Origin of the sequence: Enterobacter cloacae complex sp. Mu1197 (genome assembly GCF_040059225.1) — a bacterium.
Classification (GTDB): domain Bacteria; phylum Pseudomonadota; class Gammaproteobacteria; order Enterobacterales; family Enterobacteriaceae; genus Enterobacter; species Enterobacter quasiroggenkampii.
Genome location: NZ_CP157375.1, coordinates 459,043 through 476,118, shown reverse-complemented (window position 1 = coordinate 476,118; position 17,076 = coordinate 459,043). Strand labels below are relative to the sequence as shown.

The window sequence follows — 17,076 nt, the reverse complement described above, 5'->3', positions numbered from 1 at the left end:
TGGTTAAGCCATCTCAGTTTGCAGACGCATAACCTGACGGTTGACTTCGGACATCACAGACAGGTGCTGTTTGTCCTTCACTTTTGGGACAAGGATTTTGCCCTTATCAAACTCAAAAGCGCCAACATCCTTGATGTACAACCGTCCACGGAACAGGATCTTCACGTACTTCGCCACCTGAAGCGGGTTGTAGCGTTGGAAAATTTTCATTCTTGTATCTCCTGCGAATCATACGCTCTTGCGGTGCCACAATCGGCCCGACTGTCCTGAGCGCAAATTTTAATGCCCAATGACTATAGACCAGAACTACGGTGTTACCCAGTGTGCATAAGTTTATTTACCGTTTGATTACAATTATTCAGAATAATCTTTGCAAAGCGTGACTGAGCGCAGTATAAGCCGTCGTTTTTTCATGGATATGTGCGTTCACCCGCAAACTGGCATCGGGATTGCGGGAAAACCACATTGATCGCACTTATCATTAAAAGCGTATGACCAAGTGGTCGGATCACCTGCAAACAATAAGGAAACGCCATGACCCTACGTAATATCCTTGCAGCAGCCTGCCTACTGCTGCCCCTGTGGGCGAGTGCTCACAACATTGAAAAAGGACAACGTGTACCCCCAGTGGGCATTGCTGACCGGGGAGAATTGATTCTCGACAATGATAAGTTTAGCTACAAAGCCTGGAATAGCGCGCAGCTCGCGGGCAAAGTGAGAGTTGTACAACATATTGCCGGTCGTACATCTGCAAAAGAGAAAAATGCCAGCCTGGTGGAAGCGATCAAGGCCGCAAAATTCCCGCACGACCGCTACCAGACCACCACGATCGTGAATACCGATGACGCTATTCCGGGTTCCGGGATGTTTGTGCGCTCAAGCCTTGAGAGCAATAAAAAGCTCTATCCGTGGTCGCAGTTTATCGTCGACAGCAACGGCGTCACCCGTAAGGCCTGGCAGCTGGAGGAAGAGAGCTCCGCGATTATCGTGCTGGATAAAGAAGGTCGCGTACAGTGGGTAAAAGACGGGGCGCTGACCCAGGAAGAGGTGCAGCAGGTTGTCGACCTGCTGCATAAGCTGCTGGCTCAATAAATAGAGACGCGGAAGCCGGGGTTGAGGAAGGATTCGCGCGGGGTGTAGTCCAGCGGCTTGCCCTGCCAGTCATGAACATGCGCCCCGGCGGCCGCAGCAACGGCATGCCCGGCGGCAGTATCCCAGACGTTCGTCGGCCCAAATCGGGGATAGAGCTGAGCCTGTCCTTCCGCCACCAGGCAGAATTTCAGCGATGAGCCAATCGAGGTGGTCTGGTGTTCACCCAACTGCTGCAGGTACTCCTGCAACTCGCTGTCGCTGTGCGAGCGGCTAATCACCACCAGCGGCGGGCGCGCATCGCGCACCTGGATCTGCTTGCGCACGCCGCACTCTTCTTTCCACGCCTTCCCTTCTGCAGCACTGTACATCACCTTCATGACCGGCGCGTAGACCACGCCCAGCACCGCTTTACCCTTCTCAATCAGGGCGATATTGACGGTGAATTCACCGTTGCGCTTGATGAACTCTTTTGTCCCGTCCAGGGGGTCCACCAGCCAGTAACGCTGCCAGTGCTGGCGTTCGTCCCAGCTTTGCGGCGCTTCTTCTGACAGGACGGGGATGTCCGGCGTTAAGGCCTGTAACCCTTTCAGGATCACCTTATGCGCCGCGATATCTGCCGCCGTGACCGGAGAGTCGTCCGCTTTGCTGACGACCTCCATAGGTTTAATACCGTCATACACCTGCATGATGGCATCCCCCGCATCCCGTGCGAGCTGACAAATTTTATCTAGCATTTTCCACCTCTTTGTTAACGCAGTGAGGTTAACTCTTTGTTTTAGTTATATCGTAATGTGAACAATTCCGCTATCTGTGAAGCAATTCCGGTTTCAGGTTGCTTTTTTCTGTCAGGATTCACATTTATGTAAGCAACGCGTTATAGATACATACTCTTTTGTGGCCTGGATCGAAAAAAGGACTCTTCTGATGATTAAGTTTAGCGCAACGCTCCTGGCGACGCTGATTGCGGCGAGCGTGCAGGCAGCGACGGTCGATTTACGTATTCTGGAAACGACCGATCTGCACAGCAACATGATGGACTTCGATTACTACAAAGATACCCCGACGGAAAAATTCGGACTGGTACGCACGGCAAGTTTGATCAATGCCGCACGTGGCGAAGTGAAAAATAGCGTGCTGGTCGATAACGGCGATCTCATTCAGGGCAGTCCGCTCGGGGATTACATGGCGACCAAGGGGCTGAAAAAAGGCGAGATCCATCCTGTTTATAAAGCGATGAACACCCTGGACTATACCGTCGGTAACCTTGGCAACCATGAATTCAACTACGGTCTGACATACCTGCACGATGCCCTGGCAGGTGCAAGATTCCCGTACGTTAACGCCAATATCATCGACGTTAAGACCCAAAAGCCGCTCTTTACCCCTTACCTGATTAAAGAGACCGAGGTTGTCGATCGGGACGGGAAAAAACAGACGCTAAAAATCGGCTATATCGGTTTTGTCCCACCGCAGATCATGACATGGGATAAGACCAACCTCGACGGTAAGGTGACCGTTAACGACATCACCGAAACCGCGCGCAAATACGTGCCGGAAATGCGTGAGAAAGGCGCCGATCTGGTGGTCGTTGTCGCCCACTCGGGTCTCTCCGCTGACCCGTACCAGGCCATGGCAGAAAACTCCGTTTACTACCTGAGTGAGGTTCCGGGCGTCGATGCGATCCTGTTCGGCCACGCCCACGCGGTCTTCCCGGGCAAAGACTTCGCCAGCATCAAAGGGGCGGATATCGGGAAAGGCACGCTCAACGGCGTGCCGTCGGTGATGCCGGGCATGTGGGGTGACCATCTTGGCGTGGTGGATCTGGTGCTGAATAACGACGGCGACCGCTGGAAGGTGACGCAGTCAAAAGCCGAAGCGCGTCCGATCTACGACGCGGCAGCGAAGAAATCACTGGCGGCGGAAGATAAAAAACTGGTCGACGTGCTGAAGCACGATCACGACGCCACGCGCGAATTCGTCAGCAAGCCGATCGGTAAATCCGCCGACAACATGTACAGCTTCCTGGCGCTGGTGCAGGACGATCCGACCGTCCAGGTCGTCAACATGGCGCAGAAAGCCTATGCCGAACACTTTGTGCAGGGCGATCCGGATCTGGCGAAGCTGCCGGTCCTGTCCGCCGCAGCGCCATTCAAAGTGGGCGGACGTAAGAATGACCCGGCAAGCTATGTTGAGGTCGAAAAGGGCCAGCTCACCTTCCGTAATGCCGCCGATCTCTATCTCTATCCGAATACGCTGGTAGTGGTTAAAGCCACCGGGAAAGAGGTAAAGGAGTGGCTGGAGTGTTCTGCCGGACAGTTTAACCAGATTGACCCGCGCAGCAGCAAGCCGCAGTCGCTGATTAACTGGGACGGCTTCCGTACCTACAACTTCGACGTGATCGACGGCGTGAACTACCAGATTGACGTCACCCAGCCGGCGAAATATGACGGTGAGTGTCAGGCGATCAACCCGCAGGCGGAGCGCATTAAAAACCTGACCTTCAACGGCAAGGCGATCGACCCGAATGCCACCTTCCTGGTGGTGACCAATAACTACCGTGCCTACGGCGGTAAGTTTGCCGGTACGGGAGATAGCCACATCGCCTTTGCCTCGCCGGACGAGAACCGCTCGGTGCTGGCGGCGTGGATCAGCGCGGAGTCGAAAAAAGCGGGAGAAATTCATCCGGCAGTGGATAACAACTGGCGTCTCGCGCCGATCCACAGCGATACGCCGCTGGATATCCGCTTTGAAACGTCACCGTCCGACAAAGCAGCCACGTTTATCAAGGAGAAGGCGCAGTATCCGATGAAGCAGGTCGCGACGGATGATATTGGGTTCGCGATTTATCAGGTGGATTTGAGCAAGTAAAAGCAAAACGGCAACGCACGTTGCCGTTTTTGGTGTTTGTTCCCTCTCCCTGTGGGAGAGGGCCAGGGTGAGGGCATCAGGCCGCACATACCCGGCTTTTACGCCGCGCGATCGTCCCTGTTCGCCATCACCTTCGGCGTATTTACCTCAATCCAGTCCGCCAGCGCGGCGACTTTCTCGCTGACCTCAATACCCATCGGCGTCAGGCTATACTCTACGTGCGGCGGCACGACCGGATACGATACGCGATCGACAAACCCGTCCTGTTCCAGCGCCTGAAGCGACTGGGACAGCATCTTTTCGCTCACCCCGCCCATTTTACGGCGCAGATCGCTAAAGCGATGCGTTCCCTGGCGCAGCGCCAGCAGAATCAGTACCCCCCAGCGGCTGGTCACGTGTTTGAGCACCTCTCGTGAAGGGCATTGTTCCGCGAAAAGATTGCCATCGCGCATTTGCTCGCTGAGCGTCGGTATCGTTGTTTTCATACTTACCTTTTTGTACGTACTTACTAAAAGTTAGCTATGGTGCTAGTGTGCCACAACACCAGACAAACACGAAGGAGATTCATCATGATCGCGATTACCGGCGCCACCGGCCAGCTTGGCCATCTCGTTATTGAACAGCTGTTGAAAACCGTACCGGCTAACCAGATTGTGGCTATCGTACGTAACCCGGCGAAAGCGCAAGCCTTAAGCCAGCAGGGAATTGTGGTGCGTCAGGCGGACTACACGGATGAAGCCGCCTTCACCGCCGCGCTGAGCGGCGTGGATAAGCTGCTGTTGATCTCGTCCAGCGAAGTCGGCCAGCGCGCGACCCAGCACCAGAACGTCATTAACGCCGCCAAAACGGCAGGGGTGAAATTTATCGCCTACACCAGCCTGCTGCACGCGGACAAATCACCGCTCGGTCTTCACGTGGAACACGTTGCCACTGAAAAAGCGCTGGCGGCGTCCGGCATTCCTTATGCCCTGCTGCGCAACGGCTGGTATACCGAAAACTATCTGGCGAGCGCGCCGCCTGCGCTGGAACACGGCGTGTTTATTGGTGCGGCAGGCGAAGGCAAAATTGCCTCTGCCACCCGCGCAGACTATGCCGCGGCGGCAGCCAAAGTGATCGCTGAAGAGGGCCACGCGGGCAAGGTGTATGAACTGGCGGGCGACCACGGCTGGACGCTGAGCGAACTGGCGGCTGAACTCAGCAAACAGAGCGGGAAACCGGTCACCTACCAGAATCTCAGTGAAGCGGATTTTGCCGCCGCGCTGAAGAGCGTCGGCTTGCCTGCCGGTCTGGCCGATATGCTGGCGGACTCCGATGTCGGGGCCTCCAAAGGCGGGCTCTTTGACGACAGCCATACGCTGAGTAAACTGATCGGACGCGCCACCACGCCGCTGGCGCAGAGCATCAAAGCCATCCTGTAATTGTTACGGGATGGTTATTTTTTGTGGCATCCCCTCTGGTCATCTTTGATAATGAAAAGATGACCCACGAGGAGGCTTACCGTGCAAGGCGTACCGGAACAGTTTAATGATGAAAGAGACAGCGCGCGCTTTCGCCATCTGGCGCAGCTGCCGGGCCTGGAGCTGTACCACGCGCACATTTCTGACTACGCCTTTGAGCCTCACACCCATGAAGCCTTCGGGATCGGCACGATTGAAACCGGTGCCGAACGCTTTCGCTATCGCGGTAGCCAGCATCTCGCGGCGGAAAAATCCGTCGTTACCATGAACCCGGACGAGATCCACACCGGCGAATCCGCCACCGAGGGCGGCTGGCGCTACCGGATGGTCTATATCGAACCCGATCTGCTGGAAGAGGTGACCGGTCTGCGGCACTGGTGGTTCAGCGACGTGACCCGTCATGACCCTTTGCGCTCACAGCAAATCGGCAGGCTTATTTACGGCTTGTGGCACACGGACGATCCGCTTGCGCAAAAAGGATTACTGCTGGATCTGATTGAAACCTTCCAGCCGTTTGCCCACCACGCGCCGCGGGTTCAGGAAGGCGCGCACCGCTTCGAACGGGTACGCGAGTACCTGCACGACAACTATATGCGCGCCCTTACGCTTGACGAGCTGGCCGGCGTCGTTTCACTCAGCCCGTATCATTTCCAGCGCCAGTTCAAAGCCCATTTTCACGTAACGCCGCATCAGATGCTGATGGCCATTCGCCTCTGGCGCGCCAAAGCGTTCCTCACCCACGGCATGCCCGCCGCAGAGGTCGCCGCCGCAACCGGACTGACCGATCAGTCGCATCTGACCCGCGCGTTTACCCACCGCTACGGCATTACCCCCGTGCGCTACCAGAAGCAGGTCACCCGGCGCTAATGCGCAACCTCATACAATACGCACGCATTTGCCCGTCCTACACTGAGAACAAAGTAAATACCTGTGGATGGAAAAATGATTAGTGGAGTGTTGTATGCCCTGCTGGCCGGGATGATGTGGGGGCTGATTTTTGTCGGCCCGCTGATCGTGCCGGAGTACCCGGCGATATTGCAGTCGACCGGACGTTATCTGGCGCTGGGGCTGATTGCCCTGCCCCTGGCGTGGCTGGGGCGCGCGCGCTTGCGTCAGCTCAGCCGTCAGGACTGGGGCACCGCGCTGGCGCTGACCATGATGGGCAATCTTATCTATTACGTTTGCCTCGCGAGTGCCATTCAGCGTACCGGTGCGCCGGTATCGACCATGATTATCGGCACGCTGCCGGTCGTCATCCCCGTTTTTGCTAACCTGCTCTACAGCCACCGCGATGGCAAACTGGCGTGGTCAAAAATGGCCCCGGCGCTGGTCTGCACTGCCCTGGGGCTGATATGCGTCAATATTGCCGAGCTGCATCATGGGCAGGGGGATGTTGACCTGTGGCGATACGGCTCTGGCATTCTGCTGGCGTTCATTTCCGTGGCGTGCTGGGCCTGGTATGCCCTGCGCAACGCGCGCTGGCTGCGAGAGAATCCGGACAAACACCCAATGATGTGGGCGACGGCGCAGGCGCTGGTCACGTTGCCCGTATCCGTCGTGGGGTATCTCGGCGCATGCCTCTGGCTGGGCCATCAGCAGCCGGACTTCGCCCAGCCCTTCGGGCCAAGACCGTGGGTGTTTATCGGCCTGATGGTGGCGATTGCGGTGCTGTGTTCATGGGTGGGCGCGCTGTGCTGGAACATTGCCAGCCAGAAGCTGCCGACGGTGATCTTAGGGCCGCTGATTGTCTTCGAAACCCTGGCCGGGCTGCTGTATACCTTCCTGATGCGCCAGAGCGTGCCGCCGTTGTTCACGGCCTGCGGGATCGTGCTGTTGGTCGTGGGCGTGGTGATGGCGGTGAGAGCGAAGCCGGAAAAACCGAGGGTTGTTCCGGCATCGGAGATGTGAGTATTGCCCGGCGGCGCTGCGCTTGCAGGGCCTACAAAACCGTAGGCCCGGTAAGGCGTAGCCGCCACCGGGCAAGACCTTAAAACGTTTCCCAGTTCCCTTCAGACGCCGCCGCGACAGGCTGCGCTTTTGGCACATAGGTTTTCACCGGCACCGCTTTAACCGCCTGATTGCGGGTGATTTTAAATACCGCCACCGCTTCGTTCAGACGTGCAGCCTGATCTTCCAGCGCTGCCGCTGCGGCCGCAGACTCCTCCACCAGCGAGGCGTTCTGCTGGGTCACGCGGTCCATCTCGGCTACCGCCTGGCCCACCTGGTCGATACCACGGCTCTGCTCGTCAGAGGCCGAGGCTATTTCGCCCATGATGTCGGTAACGCGGGTGACCGCATTGACGATCTCGGCCATCGTGGCCCCGGCTTCGTTAACCAGCTGCGAGCCCGCGTTCACGCGTTCGCCGGAGTCGTCGATCAGCGCTTTGATCTCTTTCGCCGCCTGGGCACTGCGCTGGGCAAGGGTACGCACTTCCCCTGCCACCACCGCAAAACCACGGCCCTGCTCGCCTGCACGGGCTGCTTCCACCGCCGCGTTCAGCGCCAGGATATTCGTCTGGAAAGCAATGCCGTCGATCACGTTAGTGATTTGCGCGATCTTGCTGGAACTGGTGGCGATTTCGTCCATCGTCCGCACGACGCCTTCCACCACGTTGCCGCCCTTCTTCGCCGTTGAGGAGGCATCCAGCGCCAGACGGGAAGCCTGACGCGCGTTATCGGCATTCTGCTTCACCGTTGCCGTCAGCTGCTCCATGCTGGCTGCCGTCTCTTCCAGAGACGCGGCCTGCTGCTCGGTGCGGGAAGAGAGATCGTTACTGCCTGCAGAGATTTCGCCTGCACCGGTGTAAATGGTATCTGCACCTTCACGCACTACGCCCACGGTGTTCGCCAGCGAAGTTTGCATCTCCTGCACGTTGCGCGCCAGGATAGCCATTTCATTTTTACCGTCGGCCTGAATCGGCTGGGTGAGATCGCCTGCCGCAATGGCGCGAATATGGTTAATCACCTCTTCCAGCGGCAGCAGCAGCACGCGGCGCATCGCAATCCAGCTGGAGATAATCACCACAATCACCAGCAACATGACCGCAGAGAGGATCCACAGGATGCGCTTGTAATCACTTTCGTTATCCTGAATGCCTTTATCCGTGAGCGCAGCCTGCGCTTCACGCCATTCACGATAAACCGTCTGCATCGCGTTCTGTTTTTGTTCGGCATTCTGCTTGAACATATCTTCCAGATTGCCCTGGCTCAGCAGAACGTTCATTTGCGTCAGCGTTGCAGAGTAAATGCGGTACTGCTCTTCGAGTTGGTTAGTCAGGCTCTCATCCAGGCCTGGCGTATTCGGCAAGGCATAGTATTTATCGTAATGAACCTGCGCTTCAGTCAGCAGATTTTTCGCCGTGGTCACCAGCTCATTCAACTGACCGCCGTTAATTTGCGAGGCCATGCTGCTTTGCAGGCGCAGCATCCCGCGGTTCAGGGTGACGCGCGCCTGGTTCAGACTGATCCACGCATCGGTAAATTCCGCCACGTTCTTGCTGGAGAGCTGCGCCACGGTGAAGTTGTCTTTATCGTTGTTCAGGGCGTTGATAAAGATACCGGCGGAAATCACTTGCATGATGCCGAGCACAAGCAGCACCGAAATCAGAAGGGTAATGACTTTTATACGTTTAAACATGCGTTGCCTTTGTTATATGCAGGTTTGTCTGACGTGGATATATCGGCAGGCACAGCGGGTTGTTTACTGTTTCTCCACTTTTAAAAAGTTTCGAAACCACTTTCCTGAGCCCATTCAGAGAGTTAAATCGAATGTTTTTTTGTGATCTGCATCTCATTTTTACCCGTCCCTCTAAAGGGTTATAGCGCCACCTTAAAGATGCATTTAATATGCATCTTATATTATTGAGAATGAGGTAACTGCTATGGCCTTTCGCGACCAACCCCTCGGCGAGCTGGCGCTCTCCATTCCTCGCGCTTCTGCGCTATTCCGTAAATACGATATGGACTACTGCTGCGGCGGTAAGCAAACCCTGGCGCGTGCGGCGTTACGCAAAGAGCTGAACGTTGAGGTGATTGAAGCCGAGCTGACGCAGCTGGCCGCACAGCCCATCGACAAAGACTGGCGAACCGCTCCGCTCGCGGAAATCATCGACCATATCATCGTGCGTTACCATGACCGTCACCGTGAACAGCTGCCGGAGCTGATCCTGCAGGCGACCAAAGTGGAGCGCGTCCATGCCGACAAACCGTCCGTACCGCGCGGTCTGGCGAAATACCTGACCCTGCTGCACGAAGAGCTTTCCAGCCATATGATGAAGGAAGAGCAGATCCTCTTCCCGATGATTAAACAGGGAATGGGAAGCCAGGCGATGGGGCCCATCAGCGTGATGGAAAGCGAGCATGATGACGCGGGCGAACTGCTGGAGGTGATCAAACATACCACCCACAACGTCACGCCGCCGCCAGAAGCGTGCACAACGTGGAAAGCGATGTACAACGGCATTAACGAAACGATCGACGACCTGATGGAGCACATCAGTCTGGAGAATAACGTTCTGTTCCCGCGGGCACTGGCGGGGGAATAAAAAAGCCCGGTGGCGCTAGCGCTTACCGGGCCTGCAACGTCCTCGAACGTAGGCCGGGTAAGCGTCAGCGCCACCCGGCAACATGCTTAACGCATGCCAGCCATACGTTTCTTACCGATAAACATCCAGCCCAGCCCCAGCGCGATAAACCACAGCGGCGTGACGATCAGCGCCTGACGGGTATCATCTTCCAGCGTAAGCAGAACCAGCACGAAGACGAAGAACGCCATGCACACCCAGCACATCAGCTTGCCCAGCGGCATCTTGTAGATCGATTTTTCATGCAGGTGTGGGCGCTGTTTGCGGTACACCAGATAGGAGCAGAGGATGATGGTCCAGACGAACATAAACAGGATCGCAGAGACCGTGGTGATCATGGTGAATGCGCCAATTACGCTTGGGTTCACGTAGAGCATCACCACACCACCCAGCAGACACATGCAGGAGAAGGTCAGCCCTTTTGCCGGTACGGCACGCTTAGAGAGCTTGGCGAACGCGCTCGGCGCCACGCCTTCCTGCGCCAGACCAAACAGCATACGGCTGGTTGAGAACACGCCGCTGTTTGCGGAAGAAGCCGCAGAGGTCAGCACCACGAAGTTAATCAGGCTCGCTGCCGCAGGCAGACCTACCAGCACGAACAGCTCAACGAACGGACTCTTGCTTGGCACCACCGAGCTCCACGGCGTCACGGACATAATGATAATCAGCGCGAAGACGTAGAACATGATGATACGCACCGGAATGGAGTTGATGGCGCGCGGCAGGGACTTCTCCGGATCTTTGGTTTCCGCAGCGGTCGTTCCGACCAGCTCAATCCCTACAAACGCGAACACCGCAATCTGGAAGCCGGCAAAGAAGCCGCTGATGCCTTTCGGGAACCAGCCGCCGTCATTCCACAGATGGGTAAACGACGCCTGAACGCCGGTTGGTGACTGGAAGTGGGTGAGCACCATCACCAGGCCCACCACGATGAGCCCGACAATGGCCACAATTTTGATCATTGCGAACCAGAACTCCATCTCACCGAACATTTTAACGGTGGCGAGGTTAAGGCTCAGCAGCAGAACGATGACCGCCAGCGAGGCCACCCAGTCCGACAGCCCCGGGAACCAGAACTGCGCGTAGGCGGTAATAGCCACAACGTCCGCCATACCGGTCACGACCCAGCAGAACCAGTAGGTCCAGCCGGTAAAATAGCCCGCCCATGGTCCGAGCAGGTCTGAAGCGAAGTCGCTGAAGGATTTGTATTCAAGGTTCGAGAGCAGCAGTTCACCCATTGCACGCATCACGAAGAACAGCATAAAACCGATAATCATATAGACGAATATGATTGACGGTCCGGCGAGACTGATGGTTTTGCCTGACCCCATAAACAACCCGGTACCGATGGCACCCCCGATGGCAATGAGCTGAATATGACGGTTTGTGAGATTGCGCCGTAGCGACTGTTCAGACGACGCCTCTTCGTCGGCGACGACTTTGACCTGATCTACCATGTGATATTTTCCTGTTTATGCCTGTCTGTGTTGTTAAGGCTCTTCTGGCCTTTAAATACGCCAAAAAAATGACGTTCCCTTGTAAGGGCTAATCGATATTAGGTAAGAATCGGCGGGATGAATACTATGATTTAGATATTATGTTAATAATATGTTGAAAGTGAGTGTCATATCACTCATACAGCGCGAAACAGCTCACAAAAATACACGCAACAGTTTCGTTTGCAAGATAAAATATTGATTCCGGCTTAACTATAGGTTTTCACGCTATTTTCCCCTCCCCAGCCGGGGAGAGGAAATAAGAAAAGTCGATTACAGAATTTCCAGCAGCTCGACTTCAAAGACCAGGGTGCTGAATGGCGGGATGGACGCGCCAGCACCGCGCTCGCCGTAGGCCAGGTTGTGCGGAATAGTCAGTTCCCATTTAGAACCCACTGGCATCAGGGTCAGCGCTTCGATCCAGCCTGCGATAACGCCATTCACCGGGAACTCAGCCGGTTCGCCGCGCGCCACGGAGCTGTCGAAGACGGTACCGTCGATCAGCTTACCGGTATAGTGTACGCGAACGTGGTCGGTACGCGCCGGGATCGCGCCCTCACCCTGATTGATCACGCGGAACTGCAGACCAGACTCGGTGCTGTTCACGCCTTCACGCTCACGGTTCTCTTCCAGATATTTCACACCTTCGGCGGCCATCTCTTCAAAACGTGCGCGACGCACGGCGTCAGCACGTTCGTGGATTTCACGCAGCGCACGGTGCACAACGTCAACCGGAACGGCAGGCTGTTTACCTTCCAGCGCGTCAGCGATACCCGCCACCAGCGCTTCGGGTAACAGACCTTCCAGGCCGGATTCGCTCAGCTGCTGTCCTACCTGCAAGCCGATACCGTAACTTGCCTGCGCTTCGATAGTGTCAAAAGTCGGGGTGGTCATGGGTTTTCCTTCCATCACATTTAAAGTAGCGGGCAGCATATCAGCCATGCCCTTATGGGTAAAACTTTGTCTGAAGTTAAGGTGACAAACCGCGACGAAACAGAAACAATAGAGAGAACCAGGATTAATCCCGAACTGATGTCACGGATGTCGGGTTTACTACGCCGTTCAGGCAGTTAGCAAACTATACTTCGGGGCACAGGATAAAAAATACGCGGAGCAGGAGGAGTGCCATGCCCGGGCGATTTGAACTGAAACCTACCCTGGCGAAAATCTGGCAGGCGCCGGACAATTTTCGCATCATGGACCCGCTGCCGCCTCTGCATCGCAGAGGGATCATCATTGGTGCGCTGATGGTGATTGTGGGCTTCCTGCTTCCTTCCGGTGGCGATGATGTTGATACCGCCCCCGTCACCCGCAATGCTCAGCTGGATATTCAGTCGCAAACCCGACCGCAGTCTGACGCACAGCCGATGCAGACGCAGCTCGTCACCCCGTCTAACGACCCGGGTCAGGTCGCGCCGGTTGAGCCAGAGCCCATTCAGGACGAACAGCCGCAGGAACAAGCCGCCGCCCCGTCTCAGCCTCAGGCGCAACAGCCCACCGGCATTGAGCAACAGTGGCGTTCCTATCGCGTAGAACCGGGTAAAACGCTGGCGCAGCTGTTCCGTGACCACAACCTGCCGCCGACAGACGTGTATGCCATGGCGAAGGTGGAAGGTGCGGGTAAGCCGCTCAGTAACCTGCAGAATGGCCAGATGGTGCAAATACGCCAGAATGCCAGCGGAGTGGTGACAGGGTTAACGATTGATACCGGAAATGGACAACAGGTGCTGTTTACCCGCCAGCCGGACGGCAGTTTTATCAGGGCACGTTAAGGACTGGGATCTGTAAAAAGCAAAACGCCGGCACAAGGCCGGCGTTTCAACGTGAGCAGAGTAAAAAATTACTCAGCTACAACGTTAACAACCAGTTTAGCGAACACTTCGCTGTGAACCTGGAAGTCAACTTCGTGCTCACCAGTGGTACGCAGAACGCCGTTCGGCAGACGAACTTCGCTCTTAGCCACTTTAACGCCTGCTGCAGAAACTGCATCAGCGATATCGCGGGTACCGATGGAACCGAACAGTTTACCTTCGTCGCCAGCTTTGGACGCGATGGTAACGGTGCCCAGTGCGTTGATTGCTTCAGCGCGAGCATTAGCAGCCGCCAGAACGTCAGCCAGTTTGGCTTCCAGTTCAGCGCGACGTGCTTCGAAAAACTCTACGTTTTTCTTGGTAGCTGGAACAGCTTTACCCTGTGGAACCAGGAAGTTACGAGCGTAGCCCGCTTTAACGTTTACCTGATCACCCAGGCTGCCCAGGTTTGCTACTTTATCAAGCAGAATAACTTGCATTACCTTATCCTCTTAAAGTCGTATTAATGGACCGTGCCCGATTACTGATGACGATCAGTGTACGGCAGCAGGGACAGGTAGCGAGCGCGTTTGATAGCGCGAGCCAGCTGACGCTGATATTTTGCACGAGTACCGGTGATACGGCTTGGGACAATCTTACCGCTTTCGGTGATGTAGTTTTTCAGCGTTGCGATATCTTTATAGTCGATCTCTTGAACGCCTTCCGCGGTGAAACGGCAGAACTTGCGACGACGGAAATAACGTGCCATATGGCTAGTCTCCAGAATCTATCAAATCAATCTGCTCGGCATGCAGAACCATTTTGCTCAGACCGTTCTTTGCCTTGTGGCAAGAGATGAACCCCTGAACGATTACTGCACTACCGACCGTTAAACTGTGAGTAATGGCCTGGTTTTCGTGTCCGCTAATAATAACGGGCATTTGGCACCACGCCTGCCGGTGAAACCCGGCTTCCTCTTGCACAGAACGATGCTCAAGCACGAACTGGCAATGCGGAATTCCTGATGGACTGACCTTTCGAAGGGGAGCCCTGCATACGATGCCGGACAACGCCAGACGGTTGGTCATCAGAAATTACTCTTCAGAATCCCCAGCATCAGAATCATCTGCGGTTTCGTTTGCGAAATCATCGCGACGCTCACGGCGCTCGTCTTTCGCTTTAACCATCGGAGATGCTTCGGTAACTGCGTGTTTAGTACGCATAACCATGCTGCGGATAACGGCATCGTTGAAGCGGAAGTTAGTTTCCAGCTCATCGATCACTTCCTGCGGCGCTTCAACGTTCAGCAGAACGTAGTGAGCTTTGTGCAGTTTGTTGATCGGATAAGCCAGCTGACGGCGGCCCCAGTCTTCCAGACGGTGGATCGTGCCCGCTGCTGCAGTGATTGCACCAGTGTAGCGCTCGATCATACCCGGAACCTGTTCGCTCTGGTCAGGATGGACCATAAAAACGATTTCGTAATGACGCATCGAATTGCTCCTTACGGATTATTCAGCCTCCTGTCTGGGTCAGCCGAGGCCCGGGGAGGCAAGGAACGTGTTAAAGGTCGGCTGAAAAATTGACGCGTCATAATACTTGCGCGCCCCCGGAAACTCAAGCTGATTGCACAAATAATTCGCACAAAGCGCGAAGCGGGTCTAAGTGGGTGATTTAAAATTACTCACTCCCGGAAGCGGTGTTTTTTTGAACAACTGCATCAGAAATGGTCACGCTTCCCCGCCGGAGGAATGATTACACTTTAATCAGAGATCACCTGAACAGAAGAAGGAGTCCCCCTCTCAGAGCACGCAGTCGTGGAGCGCATATCATGAAACAAATCGCATTAGCCCTAATGGCAGCGCTTTTGCTCAGTGCAAACGCGATGGCAGCCATCAAGATAGACAACCGACAGGCCAGAAACATGGATGATGTGCAAAGCTTGGGCGTCATTTACATCAATCATAATTTCGCCACGGAAAGTGAAGCAGATCAGGCCCTTAATCAAGAAACCGATGCACAGGGCGCAACCTATTACCACGTGATGTTAATCCGTGAGCCCGGCAGCAACGGCAATATGCACGCCAGTGCAGATATTTACCGATAACGCGTTAACGCTAGCACCAGGAAAGCCAACAACGAGAACATAGCCATAGTTGACGTTGCCCCCTGCCCGGGGGCTTTTTTTTGTGAATGGCTCCGGAATACCACCGGTTACAACTGTTATTCGGTATTCCAGAGCACTTATTCACTTCTGCCCGTAATAGGCATTCGGGCCGTGCTTGCGCATGAAATGCTTATTCATCAGATAATCATCAATCCCCTGAAGCTGTGGGTTGATGCCGCGAGCAATCCACGCCATGCGTGCCACCTCCTCCATGACAACCGCATTATGAACGGCGTCGTGGGCATCTTTTCCCCAGGCGAACGGGCCGTGCTGATAGACCACAATACCCGGCGTATGCAGCGGTTCGCTTTCACCCAACGTTTCGATGATAACCTTCCCGGTGTTGAGCTCGTATTCGCCTTCCACTTCAGCCTGCGTTAATGCGCGCGTGCAGGGGATGTCGCCAAAGAAGTAGTCCGCATGCGTTGTTCCCAGCGCCGGAATCGCCAGCCCCGCCTGTGCCCAGGCCGTGGCATGGGTCGAGTGGGTATGCACAACGCCGCCGAGTGAGGGATAACGACGATAAAGCGCCAGATGGGTCGCCGTATCTGAAGAGGGACGCCATTTTCCCTCCACGACGTTTCCGTCAAGATCGACCACCACCATGTCGTCAGCGTTCATGGTGTCATACGCCACACCGCTCGGCTTAATCACGATCAGTCCCTGTTCGCGATCGATAGCGCTGACGTTACCCCAGGTGAAGGTGACCAGGCCATAGCGGGGCAGATCCATGTTGGCTTCAAAGACCTGCTGTTTCAGCTTAAGCATGTTCAGCCTCCAGTAATCCCGCGCGCGCCATACGCTCGCGCACCCAGTCCCGCGCCTTTGCTACTTCCGCCGCAGGGTTTTCCGACGTTTCGCTCCACATCTCGATCAGATAAGGCCCACAATAGCCTGTCTGCCTGAGCGTCTCGAAACACCGTTCGAAATCCACCACCCCGGTGCCGAACGGTACGTTTTTAAACACGCCAGGACGGGTATCTTTGACGTGCACCGCCACGATATGCCCCATGCCTGCCTGCAGTTCCATCTGCACATCGTTATCCCATGCCGACAGGTTGCCGATATCAGGATAAAGCTGGAACCACGGGTTATTTAGATAGTGCGCGTAGCCCAGCGCCTTGCTGATGGAGTTCATCAACGGGTAGTCCATGATCTCCATCGCCAGCGTGACCTGCGCACGGCTGGCCATCTCAACGCTCTCCTTCAGCCCGTCACGGAAACGACGGCGCGTTTCATCGTTGGCTTCCTGGTAATAAACGTCATAACCCGCCAGCTGGATCACGCGGATACCCACGTCCTGCGCAAAGCGAATGGCTTTACGCATGATCTCCAGCCCCTGAGCGCGCACAGCATCATCTTCGCTCCCGAGAGGGAACCGGCGGTGGGCGCTCAGGCACATCGACGGCACGCGTACCCCCGTTTCGGCGATAGCGCTCACCAGCGCCAGGCGCTGTTCACGGCCCCAGTCGAGACGAGAGAGGCGTTCGTCCGTCTCATCCACGGACATTTCGACAAAATCGAAGCCCAGCTGTTTTGCCAGCTGTAACCGCTCCAGCCAGCACTCCCCCGCAGGGAGTGCCTTTTCATAGATGCCAAGCGGGACCTGTTTGGACAACATACCCG

The 17,076-nt window shown here is 55.7% G+C and carries 20 protein-coding genes; 8 read left to right on the top strand and 12 right to left on the bottom strand.

Features of this window, described 5'->3' with window-relative positions; genetic code table 11:
* Nucleotides 1–3: 3 nt before the first annotated feature.
* Complete coding sequence (locus ABFV38_RS02245) at nt 4–210, bottom strand: DUF1107 domain-containing protein (protein WP_008501430.1); 207 nt, start codon at nt 208–210, stop codon at nt 4–6.
* A gap of 324 nt (nt 211–534) precedes the next feature.
* On the opposite strand from ABFV38_RS02245, the gene ABFV38_RS02240 reads away from it, so the two are divergent.
* Nucleotides 535–1,092, top strand: a complete 558-nt coding sequence (locus tag ABFV38_RS02240) for a YtfJ family protein (protein ID WP_023617831.1) — start codon at nt 535–537, stop codon at nt 1,090–1,092.
* On the opposite strand, the gene cysQ is transcribed toward ABFV38_RS02240, so the two are convergent.
* Nucleotides 1,086–1,826 (bottom strand): 3'(2'),5'-bisphosphate nucleotidase CysQ, encoded by a 741-nt coding sequence (gene cysQ / locus ABFV38_RS02235; protein ID WP_023617832.1) that lies wholly within the window; start codon nt 1,824–1,826, stop codon nt 1,086–1,088. The two genes, ABFV38_RS02240 and cysQ, sit on opposite strands and share 7 nt — an antisense overlap.
* A gap of 190 nt (nt 1,827–2,016) precedes the next feature.
* On the opposite strand from cysQ, the gene ABFV38_RS02230 reads away from it, so the two are divergent.
* Nucleotides 2,017–3,960: a bifunctional 2',3'-cyclic-nucleotide 2'-phosphodiesterase/3'-nucleotidase gene (locus tag ABFV38_RS02230; protein WP_348958339.1), complete on the top strand. Its 1,944-nt coding sequence runs from the start codon at nt 2,017–2,019 to the stop codon at nt 3,958–3,960.
* A 98-nt stretch (nt 3,961–4,058) separates the two neighbouring features.
* Here the strand turns inward: ABFV38_RS02230 and ABFV38_RS02225 are convergent, their stop codons facing one another.
* On the bottom strand, nt 4,059–4,445 hold the full coding sequence (locus ABFV38_RS02225) for a helix-turn-helix domain-containing protein (protein ID WP_023331869.1): 387 nt from the start codon (nt 4,443–4,445) through the stop codon (nt 4,059–4,061).
* Nucleotides 4,446–4,529: 84 nt separating this feature from the next.
* On the opposite strand from ABFV38_RS02225, the gene ABFV38_RS02220 reads away from it, so the two are divergent.
* From ABFV38_RS02220 to ABFV38_RS02210, 3 genes are all read left to right on the top strand, one after another.
* The gene (locus ABFV38_RS02220) at nt 4,530–5,378 is read left to right on the top strand and encodes an SDR family oxidoreductase (RefSeq protein ID WP_235403282.1); all 849 of its coding nucleotides are present in this window, start codon (nt 4,530–4,532) and stop codon (nt 5,376–5,378) included.
* 81 nt (nt 5,379–5,459) lie between these two features.
* Nucleotides 5,460–6,284, top strand: a complete 825-nt coding sequence (locus ABFV38_RS02215; RefSeq protein WP_045907981.1) for an AraC family transcriptional regulator — start codon at nt 5,460–5,462, stop codon at nt 6,282–6,284.
* A 75-nt stretch (nt 6,285–6,359) separates the two neighbouring features.
* Nucleotides 6,360–7,325, top strand: coding sequence for a DMT family transporter (locus tag ABFV38_RS02210; RefSeq protein WP_348958336.1), 966 nt, complete (start codon nt 6,360–6,362; stop codon nt 7,323–7,325).
* 79 nt (nt 7,326–7,404) lie between these two features.
* Here the strand turns inward: ABFV38_RS02210 and ABFV38_RS02205 are convergent, their stop codons facing one another.
* Entirely contained in the window at nt 7,405–9,054 is a 1,650-nt protein-coding gene (locus tag ABFV38_RS02205; RefSeq protein WP_348958334.1) for a methyl-accepting chemotaxis protein, read from the bottom strand.
* A 244-nt stretch (nt 9,055–9,298) separates the two neighbouring features.
* Here ABFV38_RS02205 and ytfE point away from each other — a divergent pair, with 244 nt between their 5' ends.
* Nucleotides 9,299–9,961 (top strand): iron-sulfur cluster repair protein YtfE, encoded by a 663-nt coding sequence (gene ytfE / locus ABFV38_RS02200; protein ID WP_111967115.1) that lies wholly within the window; start codon nt 9,299–9,301, stop codon nt 9,959–9,961.
* Nucleotides 9,962–10,047: 86 nt separating this feature from the next.
* Here ytfE and cycA read toward each other — a convergent pair whose 3' ends face one another.
* Together cycA and fklB are read right to left on the bottom strand one after the other, a co-directional pair.
* Nucleotides 10,048–11,457, bottom strand: a complete 1,410-nt coding sequence (gene cycA / locus ABFV38_RS02195) for a D-serine/D-alanine/glycine transporter (protein ID WP_008502891.1) — start codon at nt 11,455–11,457, stop codon at nt 10,048–10,050.
* A 312-nt stretch (nt 11,458–11,769) separates the two neighbouring features.
* Nucleotides 11,770–12,390, bottom strand: coding sequence for an FKBP-type peptidyl-prolyl cis-trans isomerase (fklB, locus tag ABFV38_RS02190; RefSeq protein WP_032675823.1), 621 nt, complete (start codon nt 12,388–12,390; stop codon nt 11,770–11,772).
* A gap of 233 nt (nt 12,391–12,623) precedes the next feature.
* Here fklB and ABFV38_RS02185 point away from each other — a divergent pair, with 233 nt between their 5' ends.
* The gene (locus ABFV38_RS02185; RefSeq protein ID WP_348958331.1) at nt 12,624–13,268 is read left to right on the top strand and encodes an OapA family protein; all 645 of its coding nucleotides are present in this window, start codon (nt 12,624–12,626) and stop codon (nt 13,266–13,268) included.
* 68 nt (nt 13,269–13,336) lie between these two features.
* Here the strand turns inward: ABFV38_RS02185 and rplI are convergent, their stop codons facing one another.
* From rplI to rpsF, 4 genes are read right to left on the bottom strand one after another with little or no spacing between them, the layout of a single operon-like run.
* Nucleotides 13,337–13,786 (bottom strand): 50S ribosomal protein L9, encoded by a 450-nt coding sequence (gene rplI, locus ABFV38_RS02180; protein WP_008502894.1) that lies wholly within the window; start codon nt 13,784–13,786, stop codon nt 13,337–13,339.
* A gap of 41 nt (nt 13,787–13,827) precedes the next feature.
* Entirely contained in the window at nt 13,828–14,055 is a 228-nt protein-coding gene (gene rpsR / locus ABFV38_RS02175; RefSeq protein WP_000135199.1) for a 30S ribosomal protein S18, read from the bottom strand.
* A 4-nt stretch (nt 14,056–14,059) separates the two neighbouring features.
* Complete coding sequence (priB, locus tag ABFV38_RS02170; protein ID WP_008502895.1) at nt 14,060–14,374, bottom strand: primosomal replication protein N; 315 nt, start codon at nt 14,372–14,374, stop codon at nt 14,060–14,062.
* A gap of 6 nt (nt 14,375–14,380) precedes the next feature.
* On the bottom strand, nt 14,381–14,776 hold the full coding sequence (gene rpsF, locus ABFV38_RS02165) for a 30S ribosomal protein S6 (RefSeq protein ID WP_014830397.1): 396 nt from the start codon (nt 14,774–14,776) through the stop codon (nt 14,381–14,383).
* A 338-nt stretch (nt 14,777–15,114) separates the two neighbouring features.
* Here rpsF and yjfY point away from each other — a divergent pair, with 338 nt between their 5' ends.
* Complete coding sequence (gene yjfY / locus ABFV38_RS02160) at nt 15,115–15,390, top strand: DUF1471 family protein YjfY (protein ID WP_348958328.1); 276 nt, start codon at nt 15,115–15,117, stop codon at nt 15,388–15,390.
* Nucleotides 15,391–15,531: 141 nt separating this feature from the next.
* Here yjfY and ABFV38_RS02155 read toward each other — a convergent pair whose 3' ends face one another.
* Together ABFV38_RS02155 and ABFV38_RS02150 are read right to left on the bottom strand one after the other, a co-directional pair.
* Nucleotides 15,532–16,218, bottom strand: coding sequence for an L-ribulose-5-phosphate 4-epimerase (locus ABFV38_RS02155; protein WP_048027876.1), 687 nt, complete (start codon nt 16,216–16,218; stop codon nt 15,532–15,534).
* Nucleotides 16,211–17,071 carry an L-ribulose-5-phosphate 3-epimerase gene (locus tag ABFV38_RS02150; protein ID WP_045907974.1) on the bottom strand — a complete coding sequence of 287 codons (861 nt, stop codon included), beginning with the start codon at nt 17,069–17,071 and terminating at the stop codon, nt 16,211–16,213. Before ABFV38_RS02150 ends, ABFV38_RS02155 begins: the two co-directional genes overlap by 8 nt.
* Nucleotides 17,072–17,076 lie beyond the last annotated feature (5 nt).